We start from the raw sequence: 17,391 nt of genomic DNA on the forward strand, positions 1-17,391 counted from the left end.
GGGGAGCACCCCCGGGACGGTCAGAACTGGCTGTAGCCGTCCAGGAACGAGCCGATCCGTTCGATCGCCGACCGCAGTTCGTCCGCCGGCGGCAACGTCACGATGCGGAAGTGGTCCGGCTCCGGCCAGTTGAACCCCGTGCCGTGCACGATCATGATCTTCTCGGCCCGCAGCAGGTCGAGGACCATCTGCCGGTCGTCCTTGATCTTGTACACCTTCGGATCGAGCCGCGGGAACGCGTACAACGCGCCGCGCGCCTTCACACACGTCACGCCCGGGATCGACGTCAGCAGCTCGTGCGCCACGTCCCGCTGCTCCCGCATCCGGCCGCCCGGCAGCACCAGCTGCTCGATCGACTGCCGGCCGCCGAGCGCCGCCGCCACCGTGTACTGGGCCGGCATGTTGGCGCACAGCCGCATGTTGGCCAGGATCGTCAGGCCCTCGACGTAGCTCCTGGCGTGGTCCTTCGGACCGCACACCGCAAGCCAGCCGCAGCGGAAGCCCGCCACCCGGTAGTTCTTGGAGAGGCCGTTGAACGTCAGCGTCAGCAGGTCGGGCGCGACGGCCGCAGTCGACGTGTGGGTCGCGCCGTCGTAGAGGATCCGGTCGTAGATCTCGTCCGAGCAGACCACCAGACGGTGCCGCCTGGCGATGTCCGTCAGTTGCTCGAGCACCGCCGGGTCGTATACGGCCCCGGTCGGGTTGTTCGGGTTGATGATCACCAGCGCCTTGGTCCGGTCGGTGATCTTCCGCTCCAGGTCGGCCAGGTCCGGCATCCAGTCCGACTGCTCGTCGCACCGGTAGTGCACCGCCGTGCCGCCGGCCAGCGCCACCGACGCCGTCCACAGCGGGTAGTCGGGGGCCGGCACCAGCACCTCGTCGCCGTCGTCGAGCAGCGCCTGCATCGACATCTGGATCAGCTCGGAGACGCCGTTGCCCAGGTACACGTCCTCGACGGACAGGTCGATGCCCTTGGTCTGGTAGTGCTGGGTGACGGCGCGGCGCGCGGCCAGCAGGCCCTTCGCGTCGCCGTAGCCGTGGGCCGAGGAGACGTTGCGGAGGATGTCCTCCAGGATCTCCGGCGGGCAGTCGAAACCGAAGGCCGCGGGGTTGCCCGTGTTGAGCTTCAGGATGCGGTGACCGGCCGCCTCGAGCCGCTGCGCCTCGTCGAGAACCGGGCCCCGGATCTCGTAACAGACGTTGGCGAGCTTGGCCGACTGGATCACCTGCATCATGCTGGCAACCTTACGACCGTGTAACGCGGGTCGCCCTGTGTTTTCGCCCACCCGGGTAGTGACGGACGTAACGTGACGATCGCACTGCGTTGACCCGCCCTCTACCCGGTGCTAGGTAGGGTGCGGGGATCCCGGCGGAGCCGCCGGGACGGCAGCACCACTCCAACGGCCACGGAGTCGCCATGACCAGACCGCTCGACGCGCTCGCCGACGAGATCATCGACCACCGTTTCAAGGGCCTGCCGCCCGACGCGACGGGGCACCGGATCCGCGAGCTGGCGGCCGAGCGGCGCGACCTCTACACGGGCGGCTTCACCACCCCGGTGCTCACCCTCTCCGCCGAGGCCGTCGACCACAACCTGCGCTCCATGCAGCGCTTCGCGAACCGGCACGGCCTCGACCTCGCGCCGCACGGCAAGACCTCGATGGCCCCGCAGCTCTTCCAACGCCAGCTCGACCACGGCGCCTGGGGCATCACCGTCGCCGTCCCGCACCAGGCCCGGGTGGCCAGGGCCTTCGGGGTGCCGCGGATCTTCCTCGCCAACGAACTGGTCGACCCGGCCGCCCTCGCCTGGCTGGCCGCCGAGCAGGACGACGACCCCGTGTTCCGCTGTGTCTGCTACGTCGACTCGACGCGCGGCGTCGCGCTGATGGACGAGGCCCTGCGCGCGGCCGGCGCGGTCCGCCAGGTCGAGGTGGTGGTCGAGCTCGGCGCACCCGGCGCCCGCAGCGGGGTCCGGAACCTCGCACAGGCCGCCGAGGTCGCCGAGGCCGTCGCCGCCACCCACACCCTGCGGCTGGTGGGCGTCGCCGGTTACGAGGGCGAACTGCCGGAGGCCGAGGGCGAGTCGGTGCGGGAGTGGCTCGACCTGCTGTGCGGTCTCGCCGTCGAGTTCGACAAGGCGGGCCGGTTCGCCGGGCTGCCCGAGATCATCGTCAGCGCCGGCGGCAGCGCCTGGTTCGACGCCGTCGCCGAGGCGTTCGGCGAACTCCCCGACCTGTCGCGGCCGGTGTGCCGGATGCTCCGCTCCGGCGCCTACGTCTCCCACGACGACGGCCGCTACCGGCACGTCACCCCCTTCAACCGGATACCGCAGGAAGGGTCGTTGCTGCCCGCCTTCCGACTCTGGGCCCAGGTCGTCTCCCGGCCCGAGCCCGGCCTCGCCCTGCTCAACGCCGGCAAGCGCGACATCGCCTACGACCTCGGCCTGCCGCTGGTGCAGGCGGTGCGCGGCGCCGACGGACGGGTGCGCGGCGGCGCCGGCCTGGACGTCGTACGCCTCGCCGACCAACACGCGTTCGTCACCGTGTCGGACGACACCGCCGGGCCCGAGGTGGGGGACTGGGTGGCGCTGGGTATGTCCCACCCCTGCACCATCTTCGAGAAGTGGCCGCTGATCCCGCTCGTCGCGGGCGACGGCACGGTCACGGACTACATCCGCACTTTCTTTTGAGGGCTTGCGGTCTTCCGAGCGCCCGCACTCGATAAGCTGCCCGCAGCTTCCGGCGGGCAGACTCACCAAGGGGGGAAGCGGCGATGCCGATTGCCATCGCGGTCACCAGCGCCGACCTGGTGCTGCCACCCACCGACCCGCACACCCCCGGCGCCCACGTGCTCACCGGCCCCGACGGCCAGGAGTTCGCCGACGCCCTCGCCGAGGCCGGCCAACTCATCCAGCAGCACGGCTACTTCATAGCGGTCTACCCCACCACCGTGCCGCGCGCCCACGTCCAACGGCTGCACGCCGTGCGGGCCATGCTGGAGACCGACCGGATAGCCCTGCTGCCCAGCGCGCTGCCGCCGCTCGGCACCGCCGTGCTCGTCCGCCAGCTGCGCCAGCTCTCCGCGAGCGACCTGGCCCCCGGCGTACTCGGCGCCTCCGCCCGGCTGTTGGCCCACTACATCTACGCCGGCGCGCTGCTCGCCTCCGGCAGCCGGCTCGACCGCGTCCCGATCGCCCTCCCCACCGCCCCCGGCGGCGGGCGCCAACCGGGCGGCCAGTGCGCCGTGTTGGCCGGCCCCACCCCGCAACTCGTACGCGCCGAGGGCGAAGTCACCCTCGCCGGGCCGCAGTTCTCCACCGCCCTCACCTACGCCGCCGGCAACCTGGACAGCGCCTGGGTCACCGGCCTGCTCGCCCGCCAGTGGCAGGTCCAGGCGGTCCGCCCGGTGCCGCTGCCGACCGACTCGAGCGGCTGGTGGGCCACCCCCAAGGTGGTCGAGTTCGCCGCCGCCATCCCCGACGCGTCACTGCTCTACCAGATGGTCAGCTCCATGCGGCAGGAGAACTGCCACTGGTGCGGCCTCACCCTCATCGGCGACCGCTGCGCGTTCTGCTCCGCCCCCGTGCCGCACCAGCGGGAGCGGGCACCGCGGGCCATAGCGGCGGCCGGGCGCCGAGCACTGGCACCGGGCGGCGGATAAACGCCGTCACGAAGGAAACCCTCAACCCCAAGGCCGCCCCAACGACCACGTGCCGCAAGACGAGAAGGTAGACACGCTTCATGAACGCTCGCCAGCGACGCGGCATCCTGCTGCTGGTCGTCTCGGTCCTGCTGGCGCTCGGCGCCTTCGCCGGGGTGCTCGGGGTGATAAACGACGTGGAGTCCCGGGTCGGCCCCGAGGTCACGGCCTACGAACTGCGCGAGGACGTCGAGCCCTACGAGGAGGTGACGGCCGACCAGTTGCGGGAGGTCTCCATCCCCGAGCGCTACATACCGGACTCCGCGGTCACCGACCCCGAGCAGGTGGAGGGGCAGGTCGCCATAGGGCCGCTGCGGGAAGGCTCGCTGCTCCAGCGCGACATGCTCTCCGACCGGCCCGAACTCGACGAGGGGCAGCAGGAGATCGCCGTCATGATCGACGCCGCCACCGGGGTGGCCGGCAAGATCTATCCCGGCGCCACCATCAACATGTACGCCGCCTTCCGGGTCCAGGAGCGGAACGGCGACGTGGAGGAGGAGTACGAGATCGTCCGGCTGATGGTCAACAACGCCGAGGTCATCGAGGTCGGCGACCTGACCGAGGTGATCGACGACGAGCGGAACAGCACGGACGCCGTGCCGATCACCTTCGCCCTGGACAACCTGGACGCCCAACGGGTCACCTACGCCGAGGCGTTCGCCGAACAGGTGCGGCTCGCGCTGGTCGCGCCCGGGGACGAGCGGGAGATCCCCGACGAGGAGCGTACGTACACCATCATTGGTGACAACGCGGGAGATCCGCACCTCGATCTCGACGCGCTCTTCCCGTAAGGAAGCAGGTGACCCGTTCCGATGACGACGCGCGTTCTCCCCGCGGTGGGCGACCCGGACACCGCCCGTGCCCTGATCACCCTGCTCAGCCAGCTCCCCGACAGCGAGCCGATGCGCTCCGTGCCGGACTCCACCACCCTCCTCGACACGCTGGCCGGCCTCGGCCACGAGTCCGTGGCCGACCTCCCGGAGGTGGTGGTCCTGCACGAACGGGTCGGCCCGCTCCCGGCGTTGGAGCTGATCCGGGAGGTCGCGCTGCGGTTCCCCGCGGTGGGCGTGGTGCTGGTCTCCGAGAACCCGAGCCCCGGCCTCTACTCGGCCGCCATGGACTCGGGGGCCCGCGGCCTGGCGGGCCTCCCGCTGTCCTACGAGGAGTTGGCCGCGCGGATCGCCGCCGCGGCACACTGGGCGGCCGGCGTACGGCGGCACCTCGGCGCCGGTGACGCCGTCGCCACCGGCCCCGGCGGCCGGATCGTCACCGTCACCGGCGCCAAGGGCGGCGTCGGCGCCACCCTGCTCGCCACCCAACTCGCCCTGGCCGCCCAGACGTCGGGCGGCTATGGGCGCGGCGTGATCCTCGTCGACCTCGACCTGCTCTGCGGGGACGTCGGCTCCTACTTCGACGTCCAGTTCCGCCGCTCGGTCGCCGACCTGGCCGGCATCGCCGACATCTCGCCGCAGGTGCTCGGCGAGGCCGTGTTCAGCCACGAGACCGGCCTCTCCATGCTGATCGCGCCGGCCGAGGGCGAGCGCGGCGAGGACGTCAGCGAGGCCACCGCCCGGCAACTGCTGATGGCGGTGCGGGCGCGGCACGACGTGGTCGTCGTCGACTGCGGCTCCCACATGAACGCCGCCAACGCGGCGGCCATCGAGCTGTCCGACGCGGCGCTGTTGGTCACCACGCCGGACGTGATCTCGGTCCGGGCCGTCAACCGGATGGTGCGGATGTGGGACCGGCTGCAGATCCGCAAGGCGCAGGAGACGCTGACCGTCGTCAACCGGATGAGCCGGGCCAGCGCCATCCAGCCGCAGCTGATCGCCAGAATCACCGGCACCCAGGTGGCGCGCGGCGTGATCCCGGCCGGCTTCCGGGAGTTGCAGGAGGCGCAGGACGCCGGCCGCATCCAGGACCTGGAGGCGCGCGGCCAGGTGCGGCGCGCGATGTGGGCGCTGGCCGCCGAGGTGGGGCTCACCCCGCCGGAGAACGCGGCGGCCGGCGGCCGCCGCCGGGGCAGGCGGGGATGACGCCGGCGACGGCGGCACCCCAGCACCGGGACGGGGACCGGGGTGCGGTGCTGGTGGAGTTCGCCGGCCTGTTCCCGCTGGTCCTGGTGATGCTTGCCGTCATGTGGCAGTGCGTGGTGATCGGCTACACCTTCTCGCTCGCCGGCAACGCGGCCGACGAGGGCGCCCGCGCGGCCGCCGCCGGCGGCGACTGCCAGGCCGCCGCCCTGCGGGTGATATCCGGCGCCTGGGACGCCTCCGTCTCCTGCCCCCTGGAGGGCGACGTCCGCCAGGCCGTCGTCGAACTCCACGTCCCCGTCCTCTTTCCCGGCGCCTTCAGTCTCCCCATCACCGTCACCGGCCGCGCCGGCGCCGTCGAGGAGGGCTGAGCCATCACTGCGCCCGGCTTCGGCCCCGGCCCCTCCCGGTCCGCCCCCACCGGCGCGCCGGAGCCGGCCGCCGCCCGGCCCCGCCGCCGGCGCGGCCGGGGCGACGCCGGCGTCACCGCCGTGGAGTTCGTGGGGTGGGTGCCGCTGTTGCTCATCGTCGCGCTGGCCGCGCTCCAGCTCGGCGTCGCCGGGTACGCCGCCCTGCAGGCGGGCTCCGCGGCCCGAGCCGCCGCGCGGACGGCGGCGCAGGAGGAGATCGCCGCCCGGGCGGAGAGCAACGGGCGGGCCGCGATGAGCGGGTTCTTCGCCGAGCGGACCAGCTTCGCGATCACGCACTGCGGCGACGAGGCGACCGCCACGGCCAGCGTCTCCGTCCCCTCCGTCATCCCGTTCCTCCAGAACATCGGCAACGCCAGCCGAACCGTCACCATGCCCTGCGACTGAGAGAGCGAGCACCGTGCGATGGGCCTGAAATCCCGTATCACCGCGGCCGAGGAGCCGGCCGACGCCGGTCCCGGTGACGGGCGCCTCGTCGCGACCTACCGGGCCAAGCTGCTGGAGGAGATCGACCTCGCCGAGATGTCGTCCCTCACCACGACCGAACGCCGCGACCGTCTGGAGCGGGTGCTCGGCCACATCCTCAGCCGCGAGGGCCCGGTCCTCTCCACCCAGCAGCGCGCCCTCCTCATCCGCCGCGTCGTGGACGAGGCCCTCGGCCTCGGCATCCTCGAACCACTCCTCGAGGACGCCTCCATCACCGAGATCATGGTCAACGGCCCCGACCACATCTACGTCGAACGCTCCGGCCGCGTCGAACGGTTGCCGATCCGCTTCGCCTCCGACGAGCAGCTGATGCAGACCATCGAACGCATCGTCTCCACCGTCAACCGCCGCGTGGACGAGTCCAACCCGATGGTCGACGCGCGCCTCCCCACCGGCGAGCGCGTCAACGTCATCATCCCGCCGCTCTCGCTCTCCGGCGCCACGCTCACCATCCGCCGCTTCCCGCGCGCCTACACGCTGCCCGAACTCATCGGCTTCGGCACCCTCGACGAGCACCTGGTGCTGCTCCTCTCCGCCCTGGTCCGCGCCAAGTTCAACGTGATCGTCTCCGGCGGCACGGGGTCGGGGAAGACCACCCTGCTCAACGCCCTCAGCGGCCTGATCCCGGACGGCGAGCGCATCGTCACCGTCGAGGACGCCGCCGAGCTCCAGCTCCAGCAGAACCACGTGATCCGCCTGGAGTCCCGGCCGCCCAACATCGAGGGCAAGGGCGAGGTCACCATCCGCGACCTGGTGCGCAACTCCCTCCGCATGCGCCCCGACCGCATCATCGTCGGCGAGGTCCGCGGCGGCGAGACCCTGGACATGCTCCAGGCCATGTCCACCGGTCACGACGGCTCGCTCGCCACCGTGCACGCCAACAGCGCCGAGGACGCGCTGATGCGGCTCCAGACCCTGGCGTCCATGTCCGAACTCCGCGTGCCCTTCGAGGCGTTGCGCGACCAGATCAACAGCGCCGTCGACGTCCTCGTGCAGCTCGTGCGGCATCCCGACGGTTCGCGTCGGATCGCCGAGGTCGCGTTCCTCGCCTCGCACGGCCGCGAGCCGTTCGCGATCGCCCCCGTCGCCGAGTTCCGCGCCGAGCCGATGACCCCGGACGGTCGGGTGCACGGCAGGTTCCGGCACCACCCGGTGCCGCGGGCCGTCGCCGACCGGCTCTACCTGGCGGGCGAGCAGATCCCGCAGGCGTTCGGCGTCCACCTCGACGACACCCACCTCGCCATCCGGGAGGCGTACTGATGGGGAGCGGCCTCTCGACACTGACCGTCGGGCTCCTGCTGCTGGCGCTGCTGTGCGCCGTGGCCGGGCTGCACGCCTACGTCTCGGGCCGCGCCCAGGCCCGCACCCTGGTCGACCGGCTCGCCGCCCCGGCGCCCGGCGCCGCCGGGGCGGCCGGGGCGGCCGCCGGCCAGCCGACCGACCGGCCGCCGGGCCGCCGGCGTCGCTTCGACGCCCTGGACCGGCGGCTGCGCGACACCGGCCTCGGCCGTCGGCTCCGGCACAAGCTGCGGGCCACCGGCCTCGACCTGACCGTCGGCGAGTACGCCGCCTACGTGCTGGCCGCCTTCGCCGCGCTCTGGCTGATCGGCTCCGCCGTGCTCGCGCCGTTCTTCGGCCCGCTCTGCGGCGCCGTCGCGCTCTGGGGCGGCAACGCCTTCCTCAACTGGCAGCGCGCCCGCCGCACCGAGCGGTTCATCAGCCAACTCCCCGAACTCGCCCGGCTGATCGCCAACGGCACTGCGGCCGGCCTGGCCATGCGCACCGCCCTCTCCATGGCCGCCGAGGAGATGGAGGACCCGGCCGGCGCCGAACTCGCCACCGTCGCCAACCAGTTGGCCGTCGGCCGGTCGATGGAGGAGGCGCTGGCCGAACTCGGCGACCGGCTGCCGTCCCGCGAGCTCAACGTGCTGGTCACCACCCTGATACTGGCCAACCGGGCCGGCGGCACCATCGTCGCCTCGTTGCGCAACCTCACCGAGACCCTGGAGGAACGCAAGGAGACCAGGCGCGAGGTGCGCACCATGCTCGCCGAGATCAACGCCACCGCCGTCACCGTGCCGGCGCTCGGCCTCGGCGCGCTGCTGATGATCAACGCGATGTCGCCCGGCGCGCTCGGCCGGGTCACCGGCTCCACCGCCGGCCAGATCGCGATGGTGATCGCGTTCGGCCTCTATATCGTCGGCTTCGTCGTCGTCCGCCGCTTCGGCCGGATCGACGTCTAGGGAGGGTTGCCACATGGTCGGACTGCTGCTCGGCCTGGCGATGGGCGCCGCCGTGTTCGGCATCGTCACCGCCGTCCGGATGCTGCGCTCCGGTGCCCGACTCCCCGCCGACCTCGCGCTGGCGCTTGAGGTCGGCTCCACCCGGGTCTCGGCCGGCGGCTCGGCCGTCGACCGGCTCGGCATCCGCCTCGCGCCCCTGGTGCTGCGGCTGATGGGCCGCAAGGCCGTGGACCGCAAGCGCCGGCGGATCGACCAGGCCGGCCATCCCGGCGGCCTGACCATCGACCGCTACGCCGCCCGGCGCGCCGTCTACGGCGTCTTCGGGCTGCTGACCACCCTGCTGTTCGTCGCGGCCGGCTGGCCGGTGTTCGGTCTGCTGTCCGCCGCGTTCGGCCTGTTCGCCGCCGACGCCGCCATCTGGCAGGGCGTGCGGGAGCGGCGCGACGTCATCGACCGCACCCTGCCCGACTTCCTGGACGTGCTGGCCGTCGTCGTCTCCGCCGGCCTCGGCTTCCGGCAGGCGCTCGACCGGGTCTCCGCCCGCTACGAGGGGCCCTGGGCCGACGAGATCCGCATCACCCTGCGCCAGATGGACGTCGGCGTCTCGCGCCGGCAGGCGTTCGAGGAGCTGCGCCGCCGCAACGACTCGGAGCCGGTCAACCAGTTCGTCTCGGCGCTCCAGCAGGGCGAGGAGCTGGGCTCGCCGATCGCCGAGACCCTGATCCAGATCGCGAAGGACATGCGCCGCACCGACGCCCAGAACGCCCGCCGCCGCGCCGCCCGCGCCATCCCGATGGCCACCCTGGCCACCCTGGTGTTCATGGTGCCCGCCACGATGATCATCATCGTGACCGGCATGATCCTGGGCTCCGGCACCGACTTCGGCTCCATACTCGACGGCCCCTGACGAGGCCGCGTGCCGCCGGTCCGTTGAGGTCCTGTTACGAATCCGGTGGGATGTGCGGACGCGACGGCCACTAGTCTTGTCCCGAAGGGGGTGTGTCACATGGCCGAAGGTGACCTCGACGTCACGTATCAGGACATGCACAACGCGGGGGACCGGCTCGTCGACGAGAAGGACGCGCTGCTCGAGAAGTTCACGATGCTGCGCACCTATATCTCCGACCTCGTCCAGGACGGCTACGTGTCCCGCTCGGCCACGGCCTTCGACCAGAAGTACGACGAGTTCACGAACGGCGCCCGGCAGACCATGGAGGCCCTTCAGGGCCTCGGCGACTTCCTGCACGGCGCGGCCGACGGGTTCTCCGATCTCGACCAGCAGCTAGAGGAAGGTCTCCGCGGCTAGCGGGCCGGGAGGGAGGAGCGACGACCATGGCCGACAAGTGGGCCGACGCGGTCACCATCGAGCGCCAGGGGTTCCGGATATCGGTGCCGGACACCTGGTGGGAGTTCGACCTGCGCCCCGAGACACGGGACAACAGCATCCGGCGGATGGTGGACGAGCGGGTGCGCGCCGTCCCCGCGATGGCGGAGCACCGCGAGGTGATCACCTCCTTCCTGCGCCGGCAGGCCCGCCAGGCGTGGGACTCGGGCGCGCAGTACTGCGGCTGCATGGCCCAGAGCTTCGGCGGCAGTCCGCCGATCACCGCCTCGGTGACGGTCTCCCTGGTCGGGGCGCGCACCTCGTCGGGCGAGGTGCTGCCGACCGACCCGGCCGCCATCATCGGCCAGCTCGGCACCCGGCAGGCCAGGCGCGAGGGCGATGCCTGGCGCGAGGTGAGCACCGTCGACATCCCGGAGGTCGGCACGGCGGCCCGCACCCGCGGCATCGAGGACATCCCGGTCCCGGGCGACTCGCGTACCGTGCGGGCGGTGCTGATGCAGACCTTCATCCCGGTGCCGGGCGACGAGCGGGCCGTGGCGCTGGTCGCGGGCAGCAGCCAGGTGCTCGACCTGGCCGACTCGTTCTTCGACGTCTTCGACGCGATCACCTCCACCTTCCGCTTCGTCGGAACGCCGGAGCAGGGCGAGTAGCGAGACCCGCGCAGGACCGCCGAGGACCGCGGCGGACCGAGGACCCAGAGGGGAGGGCAGAGGCATGGCGGACAGCGGCGAACGGATGGCCATCCCGCTGAGCGCGCTCAGCGAGTTCGGCCCGCAGTTGCGCAGCGTCAAGGAGTACATGAACCGCACGGGGGACACCTTCGACCAGTACAACGACTCGTTCGGCGACGACCGGATCGTCAGCGCGCTCGACGACTTCGTCAGCGGCTGGAAGGACGGCCGCGGCGACATCAGCGAACAGCTGGACGGCCTGGCCGAGATGGCCGACACGGTGATCCGCACCGTCGGCGAGTTCGAGACCGACCTGGAGAGCTCGCTGAGCGAGAGCGGCGGCGACGGCGGCTCGGACGGCTCACAACAGGCGGTCTGACGACTGGTGTTCGTGCCCGCCCTCGGAGTTTCACCGCTCCGGGAGGCGGGCACATTGCTCGGACCGCCACACCGCGCGGGGTGACGTCTCGCGTTCACCCGGGTCTCCCTGCCCAAGTCGCGTCCGGTGTGGCACAGTCAGTGCCGACAGGTGTACGGGTTCGCCCGCTGGGAGGGGGTCGGGCATGGTGCGTGGCACCGTCAAAGGAGCGCCACCTGGGCAGAGTTGCCCACCGTCCCCCATATCCGGGAGCGCTACTCCGCAGTACCGTAAGGGGTGGAGGCGCAGGGGCCCGAGCAAGCCGGCTGAGCCGACAACAGCCGGAGGAGAGGGACGCCATGACCAGGCTGCTGCAGTGGGGACGCGCCATCGCGGAACGGACACAGGGCCGTTACGCCGACCGCGGCGCGGGGTTTGTGGAGTACGCGGGGCTGCTGCTGCTGATCGCAGCGGTGGTGGTCGGGGTCATGGGCCTGGGCATCCCCGGGCTGGTCACCGACGCGGTGCGCGACGCGGTCGGCAGGATTCTGTAACCCGCGACGATCGCGGAGCGGTGTTCCCGCTCTACATCTGGCTGATCACCGGGGCGCTGACGGCGGCCCTGATCTTCTTCGTCTTCGCGCAGGCGGCGCTCACCCGCAGCAGTGGTCAGTCCGCGGCGGACGCGGCCGCGTTGGCCGCCGCGCAGGAGGCCCGGGACCTGCTGTACGACGACTTCCTCGACGGGATCGGCGAGGACGCCGGTGAGGATGTCGATCTGGGCGGGATCCTCGACGGCCTCGACCTGCCCGACGGGCCGCCCTGCGCGGCCGCCCAGCGGCTGGCCGACCGCAACGACGCCGACGTCACCGACTGCGCCCCGCTCAGCGACCGCTACCTGGTGGTCGTCGAGACGCGCGGCACGGTGGGGGACTCCCTGATACCCGGCACCGAGAGCGAGACGGCGAGTGCCGAGGCGACGGCGGTGATCCGCGGACTGTGCGAGCTCACGGAGGACGAGGGCCAGGACGAGGACGACGGCGGGGACGAGGAGCAGGACGAGGACGACCGGGTCGACCTCCGCTGCGACGAGGATCGCGACTGGTCCTTCGACCCCGGCGACGACGGCGGAAGGCCGGAAGCCCGGGACCTGTTCCGGGTCTACCTGGAAGACTGATCTCCAACAAGAGAATGCGAAGGAATGGCGCCTGATGGATCTCCGTGATAACAAGTCACGCCTCATTCTGATCGTGGTGGCGCTCGGCGCCGCCCTGGTCATCGCCGTGGCCAGTTGCGGGGGCGGCGGTGACGACGGGAACGAGGACGACGGCGCCGCCGGCTCGTCGCAGGAGACCACGGAGGGCGGCGGCGACTCGGGCGACGACGAGCCGACGGACGACGCCGAGTCGGGCGAGGGCGAGTCCGAGGTGGTGCTGGCCGAGGTGACGGGCGAGCAGGAGATCACCATGACGGTCACCAGCGCCGAGCGGCAGTCCGGTGGTTTCCTCACCATCGAGGGCACCATCTACAACGGCGGCGGGGAGGCCTGGGGCACGGCCGCGTGGGCCGGTGACGAGAGTGAACTGGCGGGCAACGACTTCTCGATGGCCGGCGCCACGTTGACCGCACGTGAGGAGGGCAAGCGGTACCTGATCCTGCGCGACACCGCGGGCCGCTGCCTGTGCACCGGTTTCGGCCTCCAGATCGAGGCCGGGGACACGATGAGCTGGTACGCGCAGTTCCCCGAGCCCGACCCGGCCACGACCGAGGTGGACTTCCAGATCGGTCAGATGCCCCCGGCCACCATCGAGATCCGTTGAGCGGAGCAGGCAGATGACGAACCGAGCACACCACTCAGGCCGCGTCGCCATGGTCACCCTGACCGGAGCCGCCGTGCTGGCCTTCGGCAGTCCCGCTCTGGCCGACGAGGGCGACGAGCCCATCGAGCAACCACCCGGGTACGAGGCGCCGGCCGCCCCGGACATCGATCCCGAGGCTGCCGGCCTGATGCTGACCGACGGCGCCACCCTCGCCGACCCGCGGGTGCTGGACGTCAAGTTCGTCACCGAGGACCTGGGTACCGGTGAGGACACGACCGAGACCCCGGAGGAGGAGACGAGCGGCACTCCGGAGGAGGAGACGAGCGGCACTCCGGAGGAGGACGCACCGGACGACACCGGCGGTGGGCAGGAGCCCGCCGGTGGCCAACGCGAGGAACAGACCGGCGGTACGCGGAAGTTCACGCTGCAGACGGACGTCCTCTTCGACGAGAACAGCTCCGAGCTCTCCTCGGCCGCGGAGGAGGCGCTGCTCGAAGTGGCCGCCGCCATCGACGAGTACCAGCCGCCCCGCGTCAACATCTTCGGCTTCACCGACGACCAGGGCTCGTACGACTACGGCCTGACCCTCTCCGAGGAGCGGGCGCGCAACACCCAGCAGGTGCTGCTCGGCCTGATCGGGGACGCCTCCGGCATAGAGTTCAACGTCCGCGGCTACAGCGAGGACTACCCGCTCTACGACAACGCCACCGACGACGGCCGGCAGCGCAACCGGCGGGTCGAGATCTCCTGGCCCACCGCCGAGTGAGGCCCGCGGCCCGCCCCGCCGTCACTACTCGGCGGGCAGCCACTGGGTGGCGGTGGTGATGTAGCTGCGCATGTCCCTCCTGGTGGGATCGGGTTCCACCGAGTCGATCCACAGCAGCACCACCGCGCCGTCCCGGGTCTCGACACAGATGCCCATGTTCTCCCTCAGGACCGTGTCGCCGACGATGTCCTCGGGCGACACGGGATTGGGCAGCGGCGACGAGTGCGCCGCCTCGTAGCAGCCTTCCGCACCGATTGCGCGATCCTCCGTGGTGCCGACGAACAGGTCGGAGGTGAACGAGATGCCGTCCTGCGTCACCTGCTCGTCGTCGCAGAACATGTACTGGAGAGCCGACTGGGCGTAGTCGGTGATGTGACCGCTGTTTCCGTACTGGAGGCTCGTCTCGACGGTGAGCGTGTCGAAGCCGACGAGCGTGAGGTTGGCCCCGTAGCAGTGGCCGAAAGTCGTTCCGTTGGTGTCCTCGCGGTATGCCGGCGCCCGGATCGGCAGCGCCACGTCGCTCTGCACCACCTCGTACCGACCGTCCAGGACCGGCTCCTCCACCGTCTGCGGGTCCTCCTCCTGCCGCTCCGGCATGCTGTTCCCCGGCGAGGTCTCCGTGTCGGGGGCCCCGGTCTCGCCGTCCGATGCCGTGTCGCTTCGGCCGTCGCTCCCGTCGCCCGAGTCGCCGCCGAGCAGGCGCGCGCCCAGCACGGCGCCCACCAGGGTGGCGGCCACCGCGGTGGCGGTCAGCAGCAGTGCGAGCCGGCGCCGTCCGCCGGGTGCGGATGGCGTGGCGATCGGCTGGGTGATCGCCGGCTGGGTGATCGCCGGCCGGGTGGTCGGAGGGGGCGGCGTCGGCGGCACCGACACCGCCGTCGGTGTCCGGCCGGCCATCGGCGGGCCCGCCTGGCGCAGCCGGGTCACCTCCGCCTCGGCCGGCGCCGGCAGCCAGCCGTCGTGGCGGGCGAGGGCCTGGCCAGGTGACAACTGGCGGCAGGACTCGATCACCTGCCCGGGGGACGGCCGCGCCGCCGGATCCTTGGCGAGGCAGGCGCCGATCAGGCCGCGCAGCGCCGCCGGCGCGCCGCTCACGTCGGGCGCCTCCTGCACGATGCGGTACATCAGACTGTGCGCGGACCCCATGCCGAAGGGGTGCCCGCCGGTCGCCGCGAAGTGGATGAGCACGCCCAGCGCGAAGACGTCCGTCGCGGCCGAGACCGCCGGGGTGCCCATGATCTGCTCGGGCGCCATGAACGCCGGCGTCCCCACCCGCACGTCCGTGCCGGTCAGCGCCGTGCCGTCGGCCGCCTGCGCGATGCCGAAGTCGATCACCTTGGGGCCGTCGCCGGACAGCAGCACGTTCCCCGGCTTCAGGTCGCGGTGCACGATGCCGGCCGCGTGGATCGACTGCAGCGCCTCCGCCACCCCGGCGGCCAGCAGCAGCACCGTCTCCACCGGCAGCGGCCCGTGGTCCCTGATCACGTCGCCGAGCGAGAGCCCCGGCACATAGGCGGTGGCCAGCCAGGGCGCCGCGCCCTCGGTGTCGAAGTCGAGAACCGGCACGGTGTAGACGCCCTGCACCCGGTGCGCCGCCGCCACCTCGTGGGCGAAGCGCCGCCGGAACTCGGGGTCGTCCGCGAACTCGGCCCGCACCACCTTCAGCGCGACCGGCTGCCCGCCCGGTGTGAACGACAGGTAGACACTGCCCATGCCGCCCGAGCCCAGCCTCGACTGGATCCGGTAGCGCCCCACCTGCCGGGGATCGGTGTCGCCCAACTCCCGGAACCGGGTGGCGTCCGAACGCCGACCCCCGGAACCGTCCTGACCCGCCGCTCCCGTCATGAAAATGCCCCCCAGGTTCGACCGCCTGTTCCCGTACCGCGCGTCGCATCCTAGTGGGGAGCGCGGTCCGGCCGGGGCCGCCGGGTGAGCGAGGGCGGGCCATGGCCGAACCGATCGACGACCTCGCCTACCCCCACGTCGGCGTCACCGCCCGACCGGGACCGCCACCCGCCGGCTTCCACCTCCTCCGCCAGCGGACCCGTCTCGGCCACGGCGCCCAACTCGCCGCCACGGCGGGCGAGGCCGTGCTGCGCTGGCGGATGCACCGCGCGGCCGGGGTGCGCGTGACCACCCAAGCCGAGACGGCAGAACCGGGGGTGCGCGTCTCCGTGGCGGTCGGCCTCGGACCGGTGCGGATCGGCGGCGACTGCCGGGTGGTGTGGACGATCCGGGAGCCGGACCGGATCGGCTTCGCCTACGGCACACTGCCCGGACACCCGGAGTGCGGCGAGGAGTCGTTCGTCGTGACGCGGGAGTCGGACGACGCCGTCTGGCTGACGGTCACGGCCGTCAGCCGGCCCGCCGTCTGGTACGTCAGACTGGCCGGTCCGTTGGGCCGAACCGCGCGGCGGACCATGGCCTGGACCTATGGCAGGGCCCTGCGCCGCCTCTGCCGAGGGCCCGCCGCAGGGGGGTCACAGCCCTCATGACCGTGCTGTATGGTTCCCCGTGTCGGCACCCCAGCCGATGCCTTGTACTGCCAGCGTCGCCACTCCCACCCCGGCGACGGCTGGCCGGGCGGACCGTGAGCCACCCCCCCGCTCCGGTCCGGCCCATTCGACGGGCCGGTCTGCCCACCCCCCACTCGGGCAGACCGGCCCGCATGGTTTTTCCCGGCCGGGACCTCGGCGGCGTCGCCGCTCACCTACGCTCGGCCCGTGCACCCGCTGCTGATCGTCGTCGCCGCCGCGTACGGCGCACTCGCCGGCGCGCTGCTCGCCCGGCCGGCCTACCGGTTCGCGGCGCCCGCCGGCGAACCCTGGCGCGAGGCCTGCCCCGCGGGCCATCCGCTGCCCGGCCGCGCCGTCGGGGGGTGGCTGGGCACCGGCCGCTGCGCCACCTGCCCGCCGGAGGCCGCACCGCCCAGGTCGGTGACCAGGACCGCCGTCGTCGCCGCCGGCTGCTGCGCGCTGCTCGCGGCCTGCGTCGGCGCCCGCCCCGAGCTGGTCGTCTGGCTGCTCGCCGTCCCGGTGGCGGTGCTGTTGGCCACGGTCGACCTCGCGGTGCAGCGGCTGCCCGACCCGCTGACCCTGCCGCTGGCCGGCGGCCTCGCCGCCGGGCTCGGCGTGGCGGCGCTGTTCCCGGGCACCGCCGGCAGCTGGCCCCGGGCGCTGCTCGGCGGCCTCGCGCTCGCCGGCTGCTACCTGGTGCTGTTCCTGATCAACCCGAACGGCATGGGCTTCGGCGACGTCAAGCTGGCGTTGTCCGTGGGAGTCGCCCTTGGGTGGTACGGCTGGCCGGCGGTGCTCGCCGGCACCTTCGTCGGCTTCCTGCTGGCCGCCGGCTATGGATTCGCCCTGGTCATCGCGGGTCGGGCGGGTCGCGGCGAGGCCGTTCCCTTCGGTCCCTTCATGGCGCTCGGCGCCCTCGTCGGCCTGAGTGTGGCGGGACTCGCGACGTAATTCACGTCCAGATGCATCCGTGAGGCGCCGACATGCGTTACGGTGGAAACCCCCCCTCGGGCCGGTCCGTAACCC

Annotated in this window: 20 protein-coding genes; 18 read left to right on the forward strand and 2 right to left on the reverse strand. The window is 72.4% G+C overall.

Features of this window, described 5'->3' with window-relative positions:
• Window positions 1–20: 20 nt before the first annotated feature.
• The gene (locus tag E1283_RS13435) at window positions 21–1,232 is read right to left on the reverse strand and encodes a pyridoxal phosphate-dependent aminotransferase (protein WP_132818258.1); all 1,212 of its coding nucleotides are present in this window, start codon (window positions 1,230–1,232) and stop codon (window positions 21–23) included.
• Window positions 1,233–1,417: 185 nt separating this feature from the next.
• On the opposite strand from E1283_RS13435, the gene E1283_RS13440 reads away from it, so the two are divergent.
• The 16 genes from E1283_RS13440 (at window position 1,418) to E1283_RS13515 (ending at window position 13,849) form a co-directional block, all read left to right on the forward strand.
• Window positions 1,418–2,689 carry an alanine racemase gene (locus E1283_RS13440; RefSeq protein WP_132818240.1) on the forward strand — a complete coding sequence of 424 codons (1,272 nt, stop codon included), beginning with the start codon at window positions 1,418–1,420 and terminating at the stop codon, window positions 2,687–2,689.
• Window positions 2,690–2,772: 83 nt separating this feature from the next.
• Window positions 2,773–3,660 carry a hypothetical protein gene (locus E1283_RS13445; RefSeq protein WP_132818241.1) on the forward strand — a complete coding sequence of 296 codons (888 nt, stop codon included), beginning with the start codon at window positions 2,773–2,775 and terminating at the stop codon, window positions 3,658–3,660.
• Between the two features lie 80 nt (window positions 3,661–3,740).
• Window positions 3,741–4,490, forward strand: coding sequence for a Flp pilus assembly protein CpaB (cpaB, locus tag E1283_RS13450; protein WP_132818242.1), 750 nt, complete (start codon window positions 3,741–3,743; stop codon window positions 4,488–4,490).
• A 21-nt stretch (window positions 4,491–4,511) separates the two neighbouring features.
• A complete protein-coding gene (locus E1283_RS13455) occupies window positions 4,512–5,735 on the forward strand; it encodes a CpaE/TadZ family protein (RefSeq protein WP_132818243.1) in 1,224 nt (407 codons plus the stop codon).
• A complete protein-coding gene (locus tag E1283_RS13460; RefSeq protein WP_132818244.1) occupies window positions 5,732–6,103 on the forward strand; it encodes a TadE/TadG family type IV pilus assembly protein in 372 nt (123 codons plus the stop codon). Before E1283_RS13455 ends, E1283_RS13460 begins: the two co-directional genes overlap by 4 nt.
• Before the next feature lie 120 nt (window positions 6,104–6,223).
• Window positions 6,224–6,547: a TadE/TadG family type IV pilus assembly protein gene (locus E1283_RS13465; RefSeq protein ID WP_243744817.1), complete on the forward strand. Its 324-nt coding sequence runs from the start codon at window positions 6,224–6,226 to the stop codon at window positions 6,545–6,547.
• An 18-nt stretch (window positions 6,548–6,565) separates the two neighbouring features.
• Window positions 6,566–7,906, forward strand: coding sequence for a TadA family conjugal transfer-associated ATPase (locus tag E1283_RS13470; protein WP_132818246.1), 1,341 nt, complete (start codon window positions 6,566–6,568; stop codon window positions 7,904–7,906).
• The gene (locus E1283_RS13475; RefSeq protein WP_132818247.1) at window positions 7,906–8,889 is read left to right on the forward strand and encodes a type II secretion system F family protein; all 984 of its coding nucleotides are present in this window, start codon (window positions 7,906–7,908) and stop codon (window positions 8,887–8,889) included. The genes E1283_RS13470 and E1283_RS13475 overlap by 1 nt, the downstream gene beginning before the upstream one ends.
• Window positions 8,890–8,902: 13 nt before the next feature.
• Window positions 8,903–9,796 (forward strand): DUF5936 domain-containing protein, encoded by an 894-nt coding sequence (locus E1283_RS13480; protein ID WP_132818248.1) that lies wholly within the window; start codon window positions 8,903–8,905, stop codon window positions 9,794–9,796.
• Window positions 9,797–9,895: 99 nt separating this feature from the next.
• A complete protein-coding gene (locus E1283_RS13485; protein WP_132818249.1) occupies window positions 9,896–10,195 on the forward strand; it encodes a WXG100 family type VII secretion target in 300 nt (99 codons plus the stop codon).
• A 26-nt stretch (window positions 10,196–10,221) separates the two neighbouring features.
• Window positions 10,222–10,884: a hypothetical protein gene (locus E1283_RS13490; RefSeq protein ID WP_132818250.1), complete on the forward strand. Its 663-nt coding sequence runs from the start codon at window positions 10,222–10,224 to the stop codon at window positions 10,882–10,884.
• 64 nt (window positions 10,885–10,948) lie between these two features.
• Complete coding sequence (locus tag E1283_RS13495) at window positions 10,949–11,284, forward strand: hypothetical protein (protein ID WP_132818251.1); 336 nt, start codon at window positions 10,949–10,951, stop codon at window positions 11,282–11,284.
• Window positions 11,285–11,622: 338 nt separating this feature from the next.
• The gene (locus tag E1283_RS13500; RefSeq protein ID WP_132818252.1) at window positions 11,623–11,817 is read left to right on the forward strand and encodes a hypothetical protein; all 195 of its coding nucleotides are present in this window, start codon (window positions 11,623–11,625) and stop codon (window positions 11,815–11,817) included.
• A gap of 20 nt (window positions 11,818–11,837) precedes the next feature.
• A complete protein-coding gene (locus E1283_RS13505; RefSeq protein ID WP_243744818.1) occupies window positions 11,838–12,440 on the forward strand; it encodes a hypothetical protein in 603 nt (200 codons plus the stop codon).
• 34 nt (window positions 12,441–12,474) lie between these two features.
• Window positions 12,475–13,083, forward strand: coding sequence for a hypothetical protein (locus tag E1283_RS13510; protein WP_132818253.1), 609 nt, complete (start codon window positions 12,475–12,477; stop codon window positions 13,081–13,083).
• A 13-nt stretch (window positions 13,084–13,096) separates the two neighbouring features.
• Complete coding sequence (locus tag E1283_RS13515) at window positions 13,097–13,849, forward strand: OmpA family protein (protein ID WP_132818254.1); 753 nt, start codon at window positions 13,097–13,099, stop codon at window positions 13,847–13,849.
• A 24-nt stretch (window positions 13,850–13,873) separates the two neighbouring features.
• Here E1283_RS13515 and E1283_RS13520 read toward each other — a convergent pair whose 3' ends face one another.
• The gene (locus E1283_RS13520) at window positions 13,874–15,694 is read right to left on the reverse strand and encodes a serine/threonine-protein kinase (protein WP_132818255.1); all 1,821 of its coding nucleotides are present in this window, start codon (window positions 15,692–15,694) and stop codon (window positions 13,874–13,876) included.
• A gap of 101 nt (window positions 15,695–15,795) precedes the next feature.
• On the opposite strand from E1283_RS13520, the gene E1283_RS13525 reads away from it, so the two are divergent.
• Both E1283_RS13525 and E1283_RS13530 read left to right on the forward strand, forming a co-directional pair.
• Window positions 15,796–16,344, forward strand: a complete 549-nt coding sequence (locus E1283_RS13525) for a DUF1990 family protein (RefSeq protein ID WP_132818256.1) — start codon at window positions 15,796–15,798, stop codon at window positions 16,342–16,344.
• Window positions 16,345–16,572: 228 nt separating this feature from the next.
• Window positions 16,573–17,316: a prepilin peptidase gene (locus E1283_RS13530; RefSeq protein WP_132818257.1), complete on the forward strand. Its 744-nt coding sequence runs from the start codon at window positions 16,573–16,575 to the stop codon at window positions 17,314–17,316.
• Window positions 17,317–17,391: the final 75 nt, after the last annotated feature.

Origin of the sequence: Streptomyces hainanensis, from assembly GCF_004348415.1 — a bacterium.
Classification (GTDB): domain Bacteria; phylum Actinomycetota; class Actinomycetes; order Streptomycetales; family Streptomycetaceae; genus Streptomyces; species Streptomyces hainanensis.